This is a genomic window from Sphingomonas sp. CFBP 13706, from assembly GCF_014842355.1.
GTDB classification, from domain to species: domain Bacteria; phylum Pseudomonadota; class Alphaproteobacteria; order Sphingomonadales; family Sphingomonadaceae; genus Sphingomonas; species Sphingomonas aerolata.
Genome location: NZ_JACYVM010000002.1, coordinates 353,445 through 371,419, shown reverse-complemented (window position 1 = coordinate 371,419; position 17,975 = coordinate 353,445). Strand labels below are relative to the sequence as shown.

Genomic DNA, 17,975 nt, shown 5'->3' with positions numbered 1-17,975 from the left:
GGGATGACGGAGTTAATCTGTGTCATCGCGGCGCTCGCTTAACGGTACGGCGCATCGGCGGCAAGGTTCGCCGCGATCGCGCTTTCCCAGCGATCGCCGTTATCGAGCAGCTTCGACTTGTCGTAGATCAGCTCTTCGCGCGTCTCGGTCGAGAATTCGTAATTCGGACCCTCGACGATCGCATCGACCGGGCACGCCTCGGCGCACAGGCCGCAATAGATGCACTTGGTCATGTCGATGTCGTAGCGCGTCGTGCGGCGCGAGCCGTCGTCTCGCGGCTCGGCCTCGATCGTGATCGCCTGGGCGGGGCACACGGCCTCGCACAGCTTGCACGCGATGCACCGCTCTTCACCATTGGGATAACGACGCAGCGCATGCTCACCGCGGAACCGCGGGGACACCGGGTTACGCTCGTACGGATAGTTGATCGTCGCCTTTTCCTTGAAGAAATAGCGAAGCGTCAACGCGTGCGCCTTCACGAATTCCCACAGGGTGAACGACTTGATGATCTGAGCAACGCTCATGAACCCACTCCAACGCGCGTCAGCATCAACACGCCCGACACGAGGAAAACCCAGAACAGCGAGACGGGCAGGAAAATCTTCCAGCCGAGCCGCATCAGCTGATCATAGCGATAGCGCGGCACGGTCGCCTTCACCCAGCTGAACAGGAAGAAGAAGAACAGGATCTTGGCGAACAGCCAGATGATCCCCGGCACGTAATAGAGCGGTGCCCAGTCGACCGGCGGCAGCCACCCACCCCAGAAAAGCGTTGCGTTGAGCGCGCACATCAGGATGACGTTGGCGTACTCACCCAGCCAGAACAGCGCGAATGCCATCGACGAATATTCGGTCTGGTAGCCGGCGACGAGCTCGCTCTCCGCCTCGGTCAGATCGAACGGTGCACGCTGCGTTTCCGCGAGGCTCGAGATAAAGAACATCACCGCCATCGGGAACAGCAGTGGATTGACGATATAGCCGTTGATGTGCAGCCCGAACATGTTCTGCTGCGCGGTCACGATGCCGGACAGGTTGAACGTGCCCGACCACAGCACGACCGAGATCAGGATGAACCCGATCGCGACTTCGTAGCTGACCATCTGCGCGGCCGCACGCAGCGCCGAGTAGAACGGATATTTCGAGTTCGACGCCCAGCCCGCGAGGATGATCCCGTAAACGCCGAGCGAAGACGCCGCGAGCACGTAGAGCAAGCCGACATTGATGTCCGCGAGCACGACGCCCGGCTGGAACGGGATCACCGCCCAGACGATCAGCGCGACCGTGAAGGTGATGATCGGCGCCAGCAGGAACAGCGCGCGGTTGGCGGCTGCGGGGACGATCGTCTCCTGCAGGAACACCTTCAGGCCGTCGGCAAAGCTCTGCAGCAGGCCGAAGGGACCCACCACGTTCGGACCACGCCGAAGCGCCATCGCCGCCCAGATCTTGCGATCGGCATAGATGATCATCGCAACCGCCAGCATCACCGGCAGCGCGATTGCGAGAATGTCGATGATCGTCGCGAGGAAGAACGCCCAGTCGTAACCGAGCGAGGATTCGAACCAGGAGATCATTCGGCTGCCTCCGCAAAGTCTTCCCCGTGGAGAAGTTCAGCCGAGCAGCGCTGCATCGTCGGCGATGCGCGGCAGATCGCGTTGGTCAGGTAGAAGTCCTTGATCGGATAGCCGGCCAGAACCCCCTCGCCTGCACCGTCGAGCGACGGCGGGCTCCACTCGAACGTCGCGAGCGCCTGGTGACGCAGAGCGGGAACGGCAGCGAACATCTCTTCGCGCAGCCCTTCGAAGCTGTCGAACGGCAGCGTGTGGCCGAGCGTGTCGGACAGCGCGCGGAAGATCGACCAGTCGTCGCGCGCATCGCCGGGGGCGAACACTGCACGCTCGCCGCGCTGGACGCGACCTTCGAGATTGACCCAGGTTCCCGACTTCTCGGCATAGGTCACGCCCGGCAGGATGACGTCGGCAGCCGCCGCACCCTTGTCGCCGTGATGCCCCACGAACACCTTGAAGCCCGCGAACTGGCTGAAATCGACCTCGTCCGCGCCGAGGAAGAAGCCGAGCTTCGCCCCCATCACGTCAGCGATTCCGCCCGTCTGCGCATAGCCGAGCATCAGCCCGCCCATCCGCGACGCGGCCATATGGACGACGTTGAAGCCGTTCCAGCCGTCCTTGACGAGGCCCAGCGTGTCGACGAGCTTCAGTGCGGCGCCGTGGCCACCCTTCAGCGCCGCGCCACCGACGATCACCATCGGACGCTCGGCCTTGCCGAACGCCTCGGTCACTGCGTCGGGCAGATTGCCGAGCAGGGCCAGATCGTCGCCGAGCCACTCGACCTTGTAGGTCAGCTCGGTCTCAGGGCCGATCGCGAAGACCTTCGCGCCCTTCTTGATCGCCTTGCGAACCCGCGTGTTCACCAGCGGCGCTTCCCAGCGCAGGTTGGTGCCCACCAGCAGGATCGCGTCGGCACGCTCGGTACCGGCGATCGTCGTGTTGAAATTGACCGCAGCGATGTTCGACGCGTCATAGGCCATGCCGGTCTGGCGGCCTTCGAGCATCGTCGAGCCCATCTTCGCGAGCAGCGCCTTGGCGGCGTACATCGTCTCACAGTCGACCAGGTCGCCTGCGACCGCGGCCACGCTCGACCCGGCATCAACCGCCTTGATCGCTGCAAAGGCCTCGTCCCACGTTGCGGGCTGGAGCTTGCCGTTCACGCGGACATAAGGCTTGTCGAGACGACGACGGACCAGGCCGTCGATCGCATGGCGCGTCTTGTCGGTCGCCCACTCCTCGTTCACGTCCTCGTTGATCCGCGGCACGCAGCGCAGCACCTGGCGGCCACGGCTGTCGAGCCGGATGTTGGTGCCGACCGCGTCCATGACGTCGATCGTCAACGTCTTGCGGAGTTCCCACGGACGCGCCTCGAACGCGTAGGGCTTCGACGTCAGGGCGCCTACCGGGCACAGATCGACGACGTTGCCCGACAGCTCGCTCTTGACCGCGTTTTCCAGATACGAGGTGATCTGCATGTCCTCGCCGCGGAAGATCGCACCGATCTCCTCGACGCCGGACACTTCCTCGGCAAAGCGGATGCAGCGCGTGCACTGGATGCAGCGGGTCATGACCGTCTTCACGATCGGACCCATGTACTTCTCGGTGACCGCGCGCTTGTTCTCGTCATAGCGCGAATGGCCGCGACCATAGGCAACCGACTGGTCCTGCAGATCGCACTCGCCGCCCTGATCGCAGATCGGGCAATCGAGCGGATGGTTGATCAGCAGGAATTCCATGATGCCCTCGCGGGCATTCTTCACCATCGGCGAGTTGGTGAAGATCTCCTGCTTGTCCGCGGCCGGCAGTGCGCACGACGCCTGCGGCTTGGGCGGACCGGGCTTCACCTCGACCAGGCACATCCGGCAATTGCCGGCGATGCTCAGGCGCTCGTGGTAACAGAAACGCGGGATCTCCTTGCCGGCAAGCTCGCACGCCTGCAGCACGGTGGCACCCTGCGGCACCTCGATCTCTACGCCATCGACTTTGACTAAGGGCATTACTCTGCGGCTTCCATCATCGGCGCGGTGTCACCACCACGTTCGCGGATACGGCGTTCCATCTCTGGGCGGAAATGCTTGATCAGGCCCTGGATCGGCCAAGCTGCGGCGTCGCCGAGCGCGCAGATCGAGTGACCCTCGACCTGCTTGGTGACCTGCTGGAGCATGTCGATCTCGGACAGCTCGGCATCGCCGGTGCGCATCCGCTCCATCACACGCCACATCCAGCCGGTGCCTTCGCGGCACGGCGTGCACTGGCCGCAGCTCTCATGCTTGTAGAAATAGGAGATGCGGCTGATTGCACGGACGATGTCGGTCGACTTGTCCATGACGATGATCGCCGCGGTGCCGAGGCCCGAGCCGACCGCCTTCAGGCCATCGAAATCCATCGCGCAGTCCATGATCTGCGCGGCGGGCACCAATGGCACCGATGAGCCGCCCGGGATCACCGCGAGCAGATTGTCCCAGCCGCCCCGAATACCGCCGCAATGCGTCTCGATCAGGTCGCGGAACGAGATGCTCATCTCTTCCTCGACGACGCACGGCTTGTTCACATGGCCGCTGATCTGGAACAGCTTGGTGCCGCGGTTATTTTCGGCGCCGAAGCTCGAGAACCAGGCCGCGCCGCGCCGCAGGATCGTCGGCGCGACCGCGATCGACTCAACGTTGTTGACCGTCGTCGGGCAGCCATAGAGCCCCGCACCCGCCGGGAATGGCGGCTTGAGGCGCGGCTGGCCCTTCTTGCCCTCGAGGCTTTCGAGCATCGCGGTCTCTTCGCCGCAGATATAGGCGCCGGCACCGCGGTGGACGAACACGTCGAAGTCGTAGCCCGACCCGCACGCATTCTTGCCGATGAAGCCGCGATCATAGGCCTCGGCGACCGCCGCGAACAGCGTCTCCGCCTCGCGGATATATTCGCCGCGGATGTAGATGTACGCCGCACGCGCACGCATCGCGAACCCGGCGATCAGCGCACCCTCGATCAGCTTGTGCGGATCGTGACGGATGATCTCGCGATCCTTGCAGCTGCCCGGCTCGGATTCATCGGCGTTGATGACGAGGAAGTTCGGCCGGTCGGGCTTCGGCTCCTTGGGCATGAACGACCATTTGGTGCCGGTCGGGAACCCTGCCCCGCCGCGGCCACGCAAGCCGCTCGCCTTCATCACGTCGATGATCGCGTCCTGGCCGAGCGCCATCAGGTCCTTGGTATTGTCCCAATCGCCGCGCATGATCGCCGCGTCGATGTTCCACGGCTGGAAGCCGTAGACGTTGGTGAAGATGCGGTCCTTGTCGGCGAGCATCAGGCCCACTCCCCCCGGTAATCGTGGTTCGCGTCGACCATCGCCTTGAGCGAGGTCGGGCCGCCTTCGGGGCAGCTCGCGCGGCGGCCGAATTGCGGCCCCGGCGTCGGCGTGCTGCCACTGGCAAGCGCCTCGAGAATCTCGGTCGTCTTGTCGTAGTCGAGATCTTCGAAGTTATCGTCGTTGATCTGCACCATCGGCGCATTCGCGCAGGTGCCCAGGCACTCGACCTCGGTCAGCGTGAACATGCCGTCGGGGGTCGTACCGCCCTTGACGAGACCACGGTTCTTGCACGCCGCCAGCACGTCGTCCGACCCGCGCAGCATGCACGGCGTCGTGCCGCAGACCTGCACGTGATAGCGACCGACCGGCGCGAGGTTAAACATCGTGTAGAAGGTCACGACCTCATAGACGCGCATGTACGGCACGCCGATCTGGCGCGCGACGAACTCGATCACCGGCACCGGCAACCAGCCCTGGGTCTGCGTTTCCGCACCGACCTGGCGCTGGGCAAGATCGAGGAACGGGATCGACGCCGACTGCTCGCGGCCCTTCGGGTAGCGCCCGAGGATCTCGTTCGCCTTCACCTGGTTCTCATCCGTCCAGGCGAACGATCCCCAGCGTGCGCGGGTCTCTGCCTCGTCGGGAATTTTCGGAGCTTCAGCCATCAGCGGTCACATTCACCAAAAACGATATCCATCGCGCCGAGGATCGCGGTCGTATCTGCCAGCATGTGACCCTTCGCCATGAAGTCGAAGGCCTGGAGATGCGAAAACGCGGTCGGGCGGATCTTGCAGCGGTACGGCTTGTTGCTGCCGTCGGCGACCAGATACACGCCGAATTCGCCCTTGGGGCTCTCGGTCGCGACATAGACGTCGCCGGCGGGCACATGGAAGCCCTCGGTATAGAGCTTGAAGTGATGGATCAGCGCTTCCATCGACTGCTTCATCTCGGCGCGCTTGGGCGGCACGACCTTGCGGTCGAGCGATGCGATCGGCCCCTCGGGCATGTCGCGCAGGCACTGCTTCATGATCCGTGCCGACTGACGCACTTCCTCGACGCGCACCATGAACCGGTCATAGCAATCGCCACGCGTGCCGACCGGCACGTCGAAGTCCATCTTGGCATAGACGTCATAGGGCTGCGACTTGCGCAGATCCCAGGCGATGCCGGAGCCGCGGATCATCGGGCCCGAAAAGCCCCATTTGATCGCATCGTCACGGCTGACGATCGCAATGTCGACGTTGCGCTGCTTGAAGATGCGGTTGTCCGCGACGAGCGAAATCGCATCCTCGAACAGCCGCGGCAGGCGCGTGTCGAGCCAGTCGCCGATATCGGCGAGCAGCTTGAGCGGTGCATCCTGATGCACGCCACCCGGACGGAAATAGTTGGAATGCATGCGCGCGCCGCTGACGCGCTCGAAGAAGTTCATGCAGTCTTCGCGGATCTCGAACAGCCACAGGTTTGGCGTCATCGCGCCGACGTCCATGACGTGGCTGCCGAGGTTGAGCATGTGGTTCGAGATGCGCGTCAGCTCGGCGAAGAACACGCGCAGATACTGCGCCCGCTCAGGGACTTCGAGGTCGAGCAGCTTCTCGACCGCGAGCACCCAGCTATGCTCCATGCACAGCGGCGAACAGTAATCGAGACGATCGAAATACGGGAGCGCCTGCGTGTAGGTCTTGTACTCGATCAGCTTCTCGGTGCCGCGGTGAAGCAGCCCGACATGCGGATCGACGCGCTCGACGATCTCGCCGTCGAGTTCCATGACCAGACGGAGCACGCCGTGCGCCGCCGGATGCTGCGGACCGAAGTTGATCGTGTAGTTCTGGATCGTGACGTCGCCGGTCGTGGGATCGGCCGCATCGCCCTCGCCCAGAAGCTCCTCTACATAGAGACTCACTGGTTCTGTCCTCCGCCCTTGGTCGGGATCACGTCCGACTCCACGGGCTTGTCCTGCTTCTGGTTGCCCGGATCGGGCTCGCCCGCACCGCTTTGCGTGGTGTTCTGGACGTCCTTCTTCGCATAGGGCTCGCTCGGCGCGTCGGGCGCCTTGGTCGCGCTCTGTGCGGCATCGGCCTTGACGATCGTATCGGCCGAGAGCGGCGTTTGCGCCCCCTTGGCCTGTGGCAGCGCGCCCTTCTCGTCACCCGGAAGGACGTATTCGGCGCCCTCCCACGGGCTCATGAAGTCGAACGTGCGGAAATCCTGTGCGAGCTGCACCGGCTCGTACACGACGCGCTTCGCCTCTTCCGAATAGCGCAGCTCGACATAGCCTGTCAGCGGGAAGTCCTTGCGCTGCGGATGGCCGCGAAAGCCGTAATCGGTCAGGATGCGGCGCAGGTCCGGGTTGCCGCTGAACAGCACGCCGTACATGTCGTACACTTCGCGCTCGAGCCAGCCGGCGACCGGCCAGATGTCGGTCACCGACGGCACCGGCTTGTCCTCGTCGGTCGCGACATGGACGCGCAGGCGGTGGTTCCGCGTCAGCGACAGCATGCAATAGACGACCTCGAACCGCTCGGCACGATCGGGATAGTCGACGCCGGCGATCTCCATGAGCTGCTGATAGGCAAGCCCCGGCGTGTCGCGCAGCGCGATCATCGCGTCGTACAGGTCTTCACGACGGACGTGCAGAGCGACCTCGCCGACCTTGTCGACCGCGTCGAGCAGCATGCCGCCGAGCGCCGCGCGGGCCGCGTCGATCACGCCGTCATTGGCGGCATAGGCTGGTGCGGGCGCCCTCACCGTTCGATGCTCCCGGACCGCCGGATCTTCCGCTGCAACTGCATGATGCCGTACAACAGCGCTTCCGCAGTCGGCGGGCAACCCGGGACGTAGATGTCGACCGGGACGATCCGGTCACAACCGCGCACGACGCTGTAGCTATAATGATAATAGCCGCCGCCGTTCGCGCAGGACCCCATCGAGATCACATATTTCGGCTCCGACATCTGGTCGTAGACCTTGCGAAGTGCGGGCGCCATCTTGTTGCACAGCGTTCCGGCGACGATCATCACGTCCGACTGGCGCGGCGACGCGCGCGGTGCGGCGCCGAAGCGCTCGAGATCGTAGCGCGGCATGTTGACGTGGATCATCTCGACCGCGCAGCAGGCGAGCCCGAACGTCATCCACCACAGCGACCCGGTACGCGCCCACTGGAACAGCTCCTCGGTCGAGGTGACCAGGAAACCCTTGTCGGTCAGTTCACCGTTCAGGCCGTCGAAAAAGCCCTGGTCGGGCGGCACGATCGCGCCACCGCCGGCGGGTGCCAGCAGACCGGAACCGGGCTGCGATGTGAGCTCTACTCCCAATCGAGTGCTCCCTTCTTCCATGCATAGGCGAGGCCGAGGGCCAGTTCGCCGATAAAGATCATCATCGAAATCCACGCGGTCCAGCCAAGCGTGAAGACCGAGACGGCCCAGGGAAACAGAAACGCCGCCTCGAGATCGAAGATGATGAAGAGGATGGCGATCAGGTAGAAGCGCACGTCGAACTGGCTGCGCGGATCCTCGAATGCGGGGAAGCCGCACTCATATTCGCTCAGCTTCTCGGGCGTAGGCTTGTGCGACCCGGTGAGCCTGGAGACAGCCATCGGCAGGAACACGAACGTGCTCGACAATGCGATGGCGACCCCGAGGAACAGGAGGATCGGAAGATAGTGCGACAGGTCGACCAAATGGCTTCTCGCAGATGCGAACAGATGGGGAGCCTTTAGGCCGATGGGCCCCGTGGGGCAAGGCTGGCGGCCCGTGAGAATCACTCGCAAGAGCTGTATGAGCCCCGTGGGAAACCTGCGTTACCTGCATGGTTCTGCAAGCAACGGCAGCCGCCGGGCGCCGGTCGTATCCCCCAGCAAGACCGTCACCCCAGCAAACGCTGGGGTAACGGACAATTGGCAGGCCGGCCCGGCTTACCGATCAAAATGCATCAGCGCAGCGCGCCGGCCACCAGCTTATGCAGCCGCGAATGCAGCGCATCATTCGCCGCGAGGAACTCGTTGCGCTCCATCGCGCGGTCGCCACCGCGGAAGTCGGTCACGTAGCCGCCGGCTTCCTTGACCAGCAGCATTCCGGCCGCGACGTCCCACGGCTTCAGGTTCGATTCCCAGAAGCCGTCGAACCGCCCGGCTGCCAGCCAGGCGAGATCGAGCGCCGCCGCGCCGAGACGGCGGATCCCCGCCACCTCGGGTGCGACCGCACCGAAGATGCGGCTCCACTGCGCGAAATCGCCATGACCGAGGAACGGAATACCCGTCGCGATCAGCGAATCGGCCAGATCGCGCCGCGACGACACGCGCAGGCGCTGGTCGGTCAGCCACGCGCCGCGGCCTCGCTCAGCCCAGAAGCTCTCATCGGTGAGCGGCTGATACACGAGCGCAGTCGTGACCTCGCGCTTGCCGTTCGGCATCGGCTCCTCGACCGCGATCGAGATGCAGAAATGCGGGATGCCGTGGAGGAAGTTCGACGTGCCATCGAGCGGGTCGACGATGAAGCGCGGCTTGTTGGGATCGCCCGCGACCTCGCCGCGCTCCTCCATCAACATGCCCCAGTCGGGGCGTGCGTGGCTCAGTTCTTCGAAGATCGTCTGCTCGGCGCGCTGGTCGGCCTGGCTGACGAAATCGGCGGGGCCCTTGCGGCTGACCTGCAGCTGCTGGACCTCGTTGAAATCGCGGCGCAGGCGCGGCGCGGCCTTGCGGGCGGCGCGCTCGATGACGGTCATGATGCCGGAATGGCTGGGCATTTCAATCCTTTCAGCCCCTCCCCTTCAGGGGAGGGGTTGGGGTGGGGCAGTGCCGCAGACCGAGGCCGCGGGCAAAGCCCGCGTCGTCGGCCGGGCCATGCCCGCCGGCCGGGCCGGCGGGTCGTGCGGATAGCTTAAGCTATCCGTCTCGGCCGCTCGGCCTTAATCAGCGCGACGTACGTAGGTCTGCTCATAGACATCGACCACGATCCGCGTGCCGGCACCGATGTGCGGCGGCACCATCACGCGCACGCCGTTCTCGAGCACCGCGGGCTTGTACGACGACGAGGCGGTCTGCCCCTTCACGACCGCATCCGCCTCGACGATCAGCGCCTCGATCGTGTCGGGCAGCTGGACCGAGATCGGCCGCTCTTCCCAGAGCTCCATCACGACATCCATGCCGTCCTGCAGGAACGCCGCGGCGTCGCCCAGGATGTCGGCATCAAGCGTGATCTGCTCGTAATTGACCTTGTCCATGAAGGTCAGCGCGTCGCCGTCGCGGAACAGATACTGGAAATCGACCGTGTCGAGCCGCACCTTCTCGACGCTCTCGGCGGAGCGGAAGCGCGTGTTGCTCTTGCGGCCGTCGATGAGGTTCTTCATCTCGACCTGCATATAGGCGCCGCCCTTGCCGGGCTGGGTGTGCTGAATCTTCACGGCGCGCCAGATGCCGCCTTCATATTCAAGGATGTTGCCGGGACGAATCTCGACCGCGTTGATCTTCATGACCGATTCCTGCTGGAAAGAGCTAGGGGCCGTCCGCCAGGCAAGGCCGTGCGGAAACCCGAAGCCGCGCGCTTTAGCGGGATGGCCGCGCGCGGGCAAGCAGCGGGTAGGGATTGACCTCTTCGCCCTGCCACCAGCGTTGGCCCGGCTGCATCCGGCTTACCCCGAAATGCAGGTGATAATTGCCTGCGCCCGCGTCGCCGGTGTCGCCGACATAGCCAAGCCGGTCCCCCGCCGCGATCGCCATCCCTTCGCGCACGCCCGGCGCATAGCCCGCGAGGTGCGCGTAATAATAGGTCCAGCGCCGGTCGGGCGACCGGACATAGACGGTGATCCCGCCAAGCGCGCTCTGAAACAGCTTCTCGATTCGTCCAGGCGCCGCGGCGACGACCGGTGTGCCGCCCGCAGCCATGATGTCGGTGCCGTGATGCCCGCGCAGCCCGCCGCCGCGCGGATCGTTCCAGCTGTTGCCGACCGCGGTGCGCTTCACGCCGAGCACCGGCATCGTCAATGCTCGCGGCGCATCAGCATTCTGGACCTCTGCCTCAGCCTTCGGAGAGGCTGGCGACGGTGTGCGCCACGCCACCGCCTGCCGCCCACCGTCGCCGAACGACAGCATCGAAGCGAACGCGCCGCCAACCGCGACGATCAGCGCGAGAATAACCCAGAACGTCCGCGTCATGCGATCAGGCCTGAAAGACCGCCTTGGTCCCCGGCTTGATCATCATCGACAGTCGCGCCGCATCCCAGTTCGTCAGGCGGATACAGCCATGGCTTTCGGCGCGCCCGATCGTCTCGGGATTGGGCGTGCCGTGAATGCCGTAATGATCCTTGGACAGGTCCATCCAGACGACGCCGACCGGACCGTTCGGTCCCGGCGGCAGCATCTCCTTCTTCTGTCCCTTCTTCGCATCCCAGAACAGCGCCGGGTTGAAGTGGAATTTGGGGTTATAATCGGAGCCCTTGATCGTCCATGTCCCCAGCGGCAGCGGGTCGTGGCTTGACCCCATCGTCGCGGAGAACTGCGCGATCAGCTTGTCGTTCGCGTCGAGCACCCGCAGCACGCCGTCAGACTTGTCGACGACGACGTGATCGGCCTGAGGCTGCTTCGCATCGACGTTCAGCATGTTGAGCGTCGCGCGCCAGTCGGGGCGGAACTTGGGATCATAGTCGCGCGACGTCGGGAGAGCGTTCGGGAACACCACCTTTGTCCCCGCCGACAGTTTGGTCGACGGCGAGTTGAGGGCCATGATTACCGCAGGCGTGGTGTGGAACATCTCACCCAGCTTCTCCATGATCGTCCGGTAGCCGATCGTCTGAAGCTCGGCCTGCTTCGCCGGGTCCTTGGGCAGCGGATTGACGAACGGCCCCGCGAGCATCTCGGGCGTCAGCGCGACCGTGACCGTCGGCCGTGCCGCACGATATGGATACAGCGCGCGCATCGTCTGCGTGTCGGGCTTGCCCGTGATCGGCAGCCCCTTGGCCTCCTGGAACCCCTTCAACGCCGCAACGAGCGACTGACCACCGCGTCCGTCTAGTACCCCGGGCCCAAAGCCCAGATGGTCGAGAATGACCTGTACATGCAAGACATTGCGATCGATCGGCACGGGCGTAACGGAGGTCGACTGTGCGGATGCAGACGTGGCCGCACCGAGCAGAACGGCGGCCAGAACCGAGGTCTTCTTCAGAAATGCTGTCGTCATGCCGTGATCCCAAACCGTTACGCCTGTGGATCAAACGGTCGGGACGTCTGTTGTTTCCAACGGCCTGGCGCAAGCACCGTCACAGGCTGGAAGTGCAGTCCTTGTAACACCAGTCCCGCATCAGGCTCAGCGCTTGGCGAGCACCTCGCCGAATGCCTTGACCGCAGCGACCTCGTCACCATTCCAGACGGCGCCCGACACCGCGATGAAATCGGCCCCCGCCGCCGCCAGCGCCGCGGCATTGTCCGGCGTGATCCCGCCGATCGCGACACACGGCATTTCGAACAGCGTCGACCACCAGGACAGGAGCACGGGCTCGGCCAGATGCTCGACGGTCTTGGTCGTGGTCGGATGAAAGGCCCCGAACGCGACATAGTCCGCGCCGGCCTCGCCCGCTTCCATCGCCAGATGCCGGCTGCCGTGACAGGTCACGCCGATCTGCGCATTGGGGCCGAGCTGCGCGCGCGCCTCGCGCGGATCGCCATCGCTCTGCCCGAGATGCACGCCGTCCGCATCGAGCCGCTTTGCCAGCCCGATATCGTCGTTGACGATGAACGCGACGTCGCGCTCGGCGCAGATCGCGCGCAGCGGGGCGCCGAGCGCCGCAGCGGCGTGCTGGTCGATGTCCTTCACGCGAAACTGGAACGCCGCCACCGGCCCGGCGTCGAGCGCGCGTGCCAGTCGTTCGGGAAAGTCGCCGCCGACGTCGAGCGGCGAGACGAGATAGAGCTGACATGGCGGCCGCCGCATGTCGCGACGGAAATTCTCGGCGAATGTCGGGTCGAGCGGGCCCAGCGGATCTTCTTCGGTCATTCCCCGCCCCTAGCGGGTCGCGCCGCGCCCGTCACCCCGGCGCAGAGCCGGGATGACGGACGGGCGAAGCCGCGCTTATTCCTCGTTCTTGTAGATCCGGATGATCCGGTCGAGCATCGCCAGTGCCTCGTCGCGCGGACGCTGGAAGGTGTTGCGGCCGATGATCGAGCCGTTGCCACCGCCGTCACGAATATCGCGTGCATCCTGGAAGACCGCATCGGCACCCTTGGACGCGCCGCCCGAGAACACGTTGATGCGACGCCCGGCAAAGCTCGACTGGACGACGTGGCGGACGCGATCGGCCTGCTTGGACCAGTCGGTGCCGGCATAAAGCGGCTTGGCTTCCTTCTGCTCGATATGATCGGTCGGCAACTTGGTCTTGATGATGTGCGCGCCGAGCAACGCGGCCATGTGCGCGGCATAGGCGCCGACGTCGAGTGCGAGCTCGCCGTCCTTGGTCAGCTCGCCGCCGCGCGGATAGGACCAGATCACGGTTGCGATGCCGACCGACTTGGCCTCTTCGCTCAGCTCGCGAATTTCCTCGACCAGGTCGAAGAACTGGTCCGCGCCCGGATAGATGGTAAAGCCGATTGCCGCCGAGCCGAGCCGCACGGCGTCCGCCACGGTCGCGGTCACCGCCTGGTCGATCGACGTCGCCCAGCTGTTCGAGCTGTTGCACTTCAGGATCGTCGGGATCTGCCCGGCGAACGTGTCCGCGCCCGCCTCGAGCATGCCGAGCGGCGCTGCATAGGCGCTAAGCCCGGCGTCGATCGCAAGCTGATAATGGTAATGCGGGTCGTACGCCGCAGGATTGACCGAGAAGCTGCGTGCCGGGCCGTGCTCGAAACCCTGGTCGACGGGCAGGATCACCAGCTTGCCGGTGCCGCCGAGCTTGCCCTGCATCAGGATGCGCGCAAGGTTCGCCTTTACGGCCGAACTCGTGGCCTCATACTTGTCGAGGATGGATTTGACGTGCGGTGTGATGGTCGAGGTCATGGTCATTCCTGTCTTAGAGTTCGAGCCAGCGGCGCAGCGCGTCGTCGACCCGGGTCATGGTGGTGATGGGTATCGTACCGATAATCTTGACGATGGCGTTGCGGTCGAGCGTGTCGAGCCTGTCAACCTGAATCTCGCTGTCGCAGAGAAGACCCGTCTCGGGCGACGCCTCGAGCGACACGCGAAAGAGGCTGGTGCCGGTGATGACGCTGGTGAGTGGGCACAGCGAGACCGTGCCATGATCAGCGAACAGGTCTGACTGAACGACGAGGAACGGTCGTGGCTTCCGGGAAGACTCCCCTTTGCCAGCCCCGATCACGACCATGCCCCGTGTAATTTTCACGTCAGGGACTCCGCGAACATGGCATCCCAGTCTTCGTCCTTCGCGTGTCGATCATGTGCGGCAGCGAGGAGCGATTGCCGCTTTGCCTCCGCAAGGAACGCTTCATCGTGGCGTTCGACGTAGCGGCGCACGGCTTCGCGTGCGATATCGCTCTTGCTGCGTCCTTGCGTGCGGGCGACCGCCGCGAGTCGTTCTTCGAGGTCGCTATCGAGCCTGACGCCGAGCATCCGAGTCTCCGTTTAACATGTTAAACATAGGCAAGGGGCGGCGCTGGATCAACCCCTGCCCGACCGCACTCGAACGCGCGCCAGGGACGGATTGACGCACGATCCCCGGACGCCGAGGATCGCGAAGGGAAAACCTCCGGGGGGAGAGCGGGCAATGACGGTTTCGACAACGGGCGTGGTCGCGAGCGCTCTGGCGCTCGCGATCGCGATGACGCCGTCTCACGCCACGGCGACGATCAAGGTCGGCGACCGGGCGCCAAGGTTCGAGATGACGCTGATCGACGGCAGCAGGATCAGCAGCACCGACCTGCACGGACAGGTCGTCATCCTCAATTTCTGGGCGACATGGTGCGGGCCGTGCAAGGCGGAACTGCCGCTGCTCGATACCTATTATCGGCTCCGCAAGGACAACGGTCTGCGCGTCTTCGCGGTCGCAACCGAAGATTCGCTCCCGGCGTACAAACTGAAACCGGTCTTCGCGGCGTTGGCGATACCATCGGCCCGGCGGATCAAGGGCGCGTTTGGCGTCATGGGCGCGCTGCCAACCAACTACATCATCGATCGCGCCGGGGTCGTCCGCTATGCGAAACCCGGCGCGTTCGACCTGGCCGACCTGAACAGGCTGCTCGTGCCCCTGCTCAACGAGCCGGCGCCGACGCCTTAACGGGTCAGCGCGGCGACGCCGGGCAGGTCCTTGCCCTCCATCCATTCCAGGAACGCACCGCCGGCCGTCGATACGAAGGTAAATGCATCCGCGACCCCGGCATGGTTGAGCGCCGCGACCGTATCGCCGCCGCCCGCGACCGAGACCAGCGAACCACCCTCGGTGAGTGCCGCCGCCGTTTTGGCGAGCGCGACCGTGGCGGTGTCGAACGGCGGCGTCTCGAACGCGCCGAGCGGACCATTCCAGACGAGAGTCCGGCAATTCTTCAGGACGTCGCCAAGCGATTCGACCGCGGCCGGGCCAACGTCGAGGATCATCTCGTCCGCTGCGACCTCGTGCACGTTGATCGTGCGCGTGCCGGGGTTCGGCTTGAACTCCTTCGCAACGACGACATCGTACGGCAGATGGACCGTGCAGTTCGCCTTGTCGGCAGCGTCCATGATCTGTTCGCAGGTGGCGGCGAGCTCATGCTCGCACAGGCTCTTGCCGACATCGACGCCGCGCGCCGCGAGGAAGGTGTTGGCCATGCCGCCGCCGATGATCAGGTGATCGACGCGCGTGACCAGGTGCCGCAGCACGTCGAGCTTCGACGATACCTTTGCGCCGCCAACGACTGCTGCCACGGGATGCTCCGGCGCACCCAGCGCCTTCTGGAGCGCGTCGAGCTCGGCCTCCATCGCACGGCCGGCAAAGGCGGGCAGGACGTGTGCCAGACCCTCGGTCGAGGCGTGCGCGCGGTGCGCGGCCGAAAAGGCGTCGTTGACGTAGAGATCGCCCAGGCTGGCGAAACGCGCGACCACCGCCGGATCATTCGTCTCCTCGCCGCCGAAGAATCGAGTGTTCTCGAGGACGGCGATATCGCCGGGTTCGAGCATCGCGACCGCGTCGTCCGCGCCCTCCCAGTCGACATAGCGAACCTCGCGGCCGAGCACGTCGCTATACGGCCGCACGACCTGCGAGAGCGAGAATTCCGGGCTCGGATTGCCCTTGGGGCGGCCGAAATGGGCGAGGATCAGGACGATCGCGCCCTTGTCGGCCAGCTCGCCGACCGTCGCGACGGTCGCCCGCAAGCGCGTGTCGTCGGTGACGGCGCCTTCGGCCATCGGCACGTTGAGGTCTTCGCGGACGAGCACGCGCTTGCCCCGCACATCGCCCATGTCGTCGAGCGTCTTGAATGGCTTGCTCATGGTTCTTCGATCCTGATCTCGTCACCGACGGCGATTCTGCCGCCCATCAAAACGCGGGTACACGCCCCGCCCCGCCAGTCGGGCGTGAGCGCGGCGAACAATCCTGGCGCCAGGGCCTCCATGCGTTCGCACGGATCGGTGTGGCGCGTCACCTCCAGCACCACGTCCGCGCCGATGCGAAGCCGGGTGCCAGGTATCTGGGGAAGGTCGAAGCCGTCGACGAGAAGGTTCGCGCGGCGTTCGTACCAGGGAATATCGCAGCCGACTTCGGCCATCGCGGCGTCCCAGTCGCCGCGTTCAAGCAACGTGACCTGGCGCCGTCCCCGGCCGCCGGGCTTCACATAGCCGCGAAAGTCACCGTGCAGGCCGGCCTCGATGGTGATCTCGACATGGTCGATGACCTCCATCGGAGCTTTCGCGCGAGCGTGACGCGCGATGCCGGCGATCGTGCCTGCGGCCCCGGCCTCTTTCCCGTTCGTGTCGAGCGCAGTCGAGACACCAGCTGTCACGAGCGGCGACTTCTCGACTTCGCTCGAAGCGAACGGCAAGGGAGGAAGCGGAACCGCATTCTCGTATTCTACCTCAGATGAACTTCGCCATCGCCGTGGCCGTGTCGACCATGCGGTTCGAGAAGCCCCATTCATTGTCGTACCAGCTGACGACGCGGACCAGCTTGCCGTCGATCACCGCGGTCTCCAGGCTGTCGATCGTCGACGAGGCCGGGGTATGCTGGAGATCGATCGAGACGAGCGGCTCGTCCGACCAGTCGAGCACGCCGACCAGCGGGCCGCTCTCGGATGCCGCCTTCAGCACCGCGTTCACTTCTTCGCGCGTCGTGTCGCGCGACGGGGTGAAGGTCAGGTCGATCAGCGAGACGTCCGGCACGGGCACGCGGATCGCCGAGCCGTCGAGCTTGCCCTTCAGTTCGGGCAGCACTTCGGACACGGCACGCGCGGCGCCCGTCGTGGTCGGGATCATCGACATCGCCGCAGCGCGTGCGCGACGCAGGTCCGGGTGGATCTGATCGAGGATCTTCTGGTCGTTGGTATAGGCGTGGATCGTCGTCATCAGGCCGCGCTCGATGCCGATCGCATCGTTCAGCACCTTGGCAACGGGGGCCAGACAGTTGGTCGTGCACGACGCGTTCGACACGATCGTGTGCTCGGCCGTCAGCTTGTCGTGATTGACGCCATAGACGACCGTCAGGTCGACATTCTTGCCCGGTGCCGAGATCAGCACCTTCTTGGCGCCGGCGTCGAGATGCTTCTGGCAGCTTGCCTTGTCGGTGAAGAAGCCGGTGCATTCGAGCACGATGTCGACGCCCAGTTCGGCGTGCGGCAGGTTGGCGGGGTCGCGCTCGGCAGTGACGCGGATGCGCTTGCCGTCGACGACGAGTTCATTGCCCTCGGCCGACACGTCGCCCGGATATTTGCCGTGAACGCTGTCGCGCTTGAACAGCCAGGCGTTCGACTTGGCGTCGCCGAGATCGTTGATCGCGACGAGTTCGAGTGCGCCGTTCGACTGCTCGAGAACCGCGCGGGCAACGAGCCGGCCGATCCGCCCGAAACCGTTGATCGCAACCTTGACCGTCATTGCTGTATCTCCGCTACGCCCGTGAGTCCGTTCCGGGCGCGCTGCCTTTGCGGGGCGGTGGGGCGCCCTGTCAACACCATGGACGGTGTACGGCACGGGCGAAAGCCGCTTGCCGCGC

The 17,975-nt window shown here is 65.0% G+C and carries 21 protein-coding genes; 1 reads left to right on the top strand and 20 read right to left on the bottom strand.

Annotated features, from left to right (window positions below; genetic code table 11):
* Positions 1 to 38 precede the first annotated feature (38 nt).
* The 17 genes from nuoI to relB form a co-directional block, all read right to left on the bottom strand.
* On the bottom strand, positions 39 to 524 hold the full coding sequence (gene nuoI, locus IFS44_RS05090) for an NADH-quinone oxidoreductase subunit NuoI (protein ID WP_031393837.1): 486 nt from the start codon (positions 522 to 524) through the stop codon (positions 39 to 41).
* A complete protein-coding gene (nuoH, locus tag IFS44_RS05085) occupies positions 521 to 1,570 on the bottom strand; it encodes an NADH-quinone oxidoreductase subunit NuoH (RefSeq protein ID WP_031393838.1) in 1,050 nt (349 codons plus the stop codon). Before nuoH ends, nuoI begins: the two co-directional genes overlap by 4 nt.
* Positions 1,567 to 3,561 (bottom strand): NADH-quinone oxidoreductase subunit NuoG, encoded by a 1,995-nt coding sequence (gene nuoG / locus IFS44_RS05080; protein WP_192097722.1) that lies wholly within the window; start codon positions 3,559 to 3,561, stop codon positions 1,567 to 1,569. The genes nuoH and nuoG overlap by 4 nt, the downstream gene beginning before the upstream one ends.
* Positions 3,561 to 4,862, bottom strand: a complete 1,302-nt coding sequence (nuoF, locus tag IFS44_RS05075; RefSeq protein WP_056050371.1) for an NADH-quinone oxidoreductase subunit NuoF — start codon at positions 4,860 to 4,862, stop codon at positions 3,561 to 3,563. Before nuoF ends, nuoG begins: the two co-directional genes overlap by 1 nt.
* Positions 4,862 to 5,530: a complex I 24 kDa subunit family protein gene (locus tag IFS44_RS05070; protein WP_192097721.1), complete on the bottom strand. Its 669-nt coding sequence runs from the start codon at positions 5,528 to 5,530 to the stop codon at positions 4,862 to 4,864. The genes nuoF and IFS44_RS05070 overlap by 1 nt, the downstream gene beginning before the upstream one ends.
* Complete coding sequence (locus IFS44_RS05065; protein ID WP_197975229.1) at positions 5,530 to 6,741, bottom strand: NADH-quinone oxidoreductase subunit D; 1,212 nt, start codon at positions 6,739 to 6,741, stop codon at positions 5,530 to 5,532. Before IFS44_RS05065 ends, IFS44_RS05070 begins: the two co-directional genes overlap by 1 nt.
* A gap of 20 nt (positions 6,742 to 6,761) precedes the next feature.
* Positions 6,762 to 7,610 (bottom strand): NADH-quinone oxidoreductase subunit C, encoded by an 849-nt coding sequence (locus IFS44_RS05060; protein WP_056674793.1) that lies wholly within the window; start codon positions 7,608 to 7,610, stop codon positions 6,762 to 6,764.
* A complete protein-coding gene (locus IFS44_RS05055; RefSeq protein WP_037527518.1) occupies positions 7,607 to 8,176 on the bottom strand; it encodes a NuoB/complex I 20 kDa subunit family protein in 570 nt (189 codons plus the stop codon). Before IFS44_RS05055 ends, IFS44_RS05060 begins: the two co-directional genes overlap by 4 nt.
* The gene (locus IFS44_RS05050) at positions 8,167 to 8,541 is read right to left on the bottom strand and encodes an NADH-quinone oxidoreductase subunit A (RefSeq protein ID WP_031393845.1); all 375 of its coding nucleotides are present in this window, start codon (positions 8,539 to 8,541) and stop codon (positions 8,167 to 8,169) included. The genes IFS44_RS05055 and IFS44_RS05050 overlap by 10 nt, the downstream gene beginning before the upstream one ends.
* Before the next feature lie 251 nt (positions 8,542 to 8,792).
* On the bottom strand, positions 8,793 to 9,605 hold the full coding sequence (locus IFS44_RS05045; protein ID WP_031393846.1) for an inositol monophosphatase family protein: 813 nt from the start codon (positions 9,603 to 9,605) through the stop codon (positions 8,793 to 8,795).
* Between the two features lie 162 nt (positions 9,606 to 9,767).
* Positions 9,768 to 10,331 (bottom strand): elongation factor P, encoded by a 564-nt coding sequence (gene efp, locus IFS44_RS05040; protein WP_037527514.1) that lies wholly within the window; start codon positions 10,329 to 10,331, stop codon positions 9,768 to 9,770.
* Between the two features lie 73 nt (positions 10,332 to 10,404).
* Entirely contained in the window at positions 10,405 to 11,013 is a 609-nt protein-coding gene (locus tag IFS44_RS05035) for a M23 family metallopeptidase (RefSeq protein ID WP_192097720.1), read from the bottom strand.
* Between the two features lie 4 nt (positions 11,014 to 11,017).
* A complete protein-coding gene (locus tag IFS44_RS05030; RefSeq protein ID WP_192097719.1) occupies positions 11,018 to 12,034 on the bottom strand; it encodes a L,D-transpeptidase family protein in 1,017 nt (338 codons plus the stop codon).
* 126 nt (positions 12,035 to 12,160) lie between these two features.
* Positions 12,161 to 12,847 (bottom strand): thiamine phosphate synthase, encoded by a 687-nt coding sequence (thiE, locus tag IFS44_RS05025; protein ID WP_031440955.1) that lies wholly within the window; start codon positions 12,845 to 12,847, stop codon positions 12,161 to 12,163.
* 75 nt (positions 12,848 to 12,922) lie between these two features.
* A complete protein-coding gene (locus IFS44_RS05020) occupies positions 12,923 to 13,843 on the bottom strand; it encodes a class I fructose-bisphosphate aldolase (protein ID WP_192071250.1) in 921 nt (306 codons plus the stop codon).
* 13 nt (positions 13,844 to 13,856) lie between these two features.
* Entirely contained in the window at positions 13,857 to 14,168 is a 312-nt protein-coding gene (locus IFS44_RS05015; RefSeq protein WP_037527513.1) for a type II toxin-antitoxin system PemK/MazF family toxin, read from the bottom strand.
* Positions 14,169 to 14,182: 14 nt separating this feature from the next.
* Positions 14,183 to 14,413, bottom strand: a complete 231-nt coding sequence (gene relB, locus IFS44_RS05010) for a type II toxin-antitoxin system RelB family antitoxin (protein WP_037527511.1) — start codon at positions 14,411 to 14,413, stop codon at positions 14,183 to 14,185.
* 154 nt (positions 14,414 to 14,567) lie between these two features.
* On the opposite strand from relB, the gene IFS44_RS05005 reads away from it, so the two are divergent.
* The gene (locus IFS44_RS05005) at positions 14,568 to 15,077 is read left to right on the top strand and encodes a TlpA family protein disulfide reductase (protein ID WP_446740837.1); all 510 of its coding nucleotides are present in this window, start codon (positions 14,568 to 14,570) and stop codon (positions 15,075 to 15,077) included.
* Here IFS44_RS05005 and IFS44_RS05000 read toward each other — a convergent pair.
* The 3 genes from IFS44_RS05000 to gap form a co-directional block, all read right to left on the bottom strand.
* Complete coding sequence (locus IFS44_RS05000) at positions 15,074 to 16,264, bottom strand: phosphoglycerate kinase (RefSeq protein ID WP_192097718.1); 1,191 nt, start codon at positions 16,262 to 16,264, stop codon at positions 15,074 to 15,076. The genes IFS44_RS05005 and IFS44_RS05000 overlap by 4 nt on opposite strands.
* Positions 16,261 to 16,671 (bottom strand): MOSC domain-containing protein, encoded by a 411-nt coding sequence (locus IFS44_RS04995; RefSeq protein ID WP_183936445.1) that lies wholly within the window; start codon positions 16,669 to 16,671, stop codon positions 16,261 to 16,263. Before IFS44_RS04995 ends, IFS44_RS05000 begins: the two co-directional genes overlap by 4 nt.
* Before the next feature lie 175 nt (positions 16,672 to 16,846).
* The gene (gap, locus tag IFS44_RS04990) at positions 16,847 to 17,857 is read right to left on the bottom strand and encodes a type I glyceraldehyde-3-phosphate dehydrogenase (protein WP_031396568.1); all 1,011 of its coding nucleotides are present in this window, start codon (positions 17,855 to 17,857) and stop codon (positions 16,847 to 16,849) included.
* Between the last annotated feature and the right edge of the window lie 118 nt (positions 17,858 to 17,975).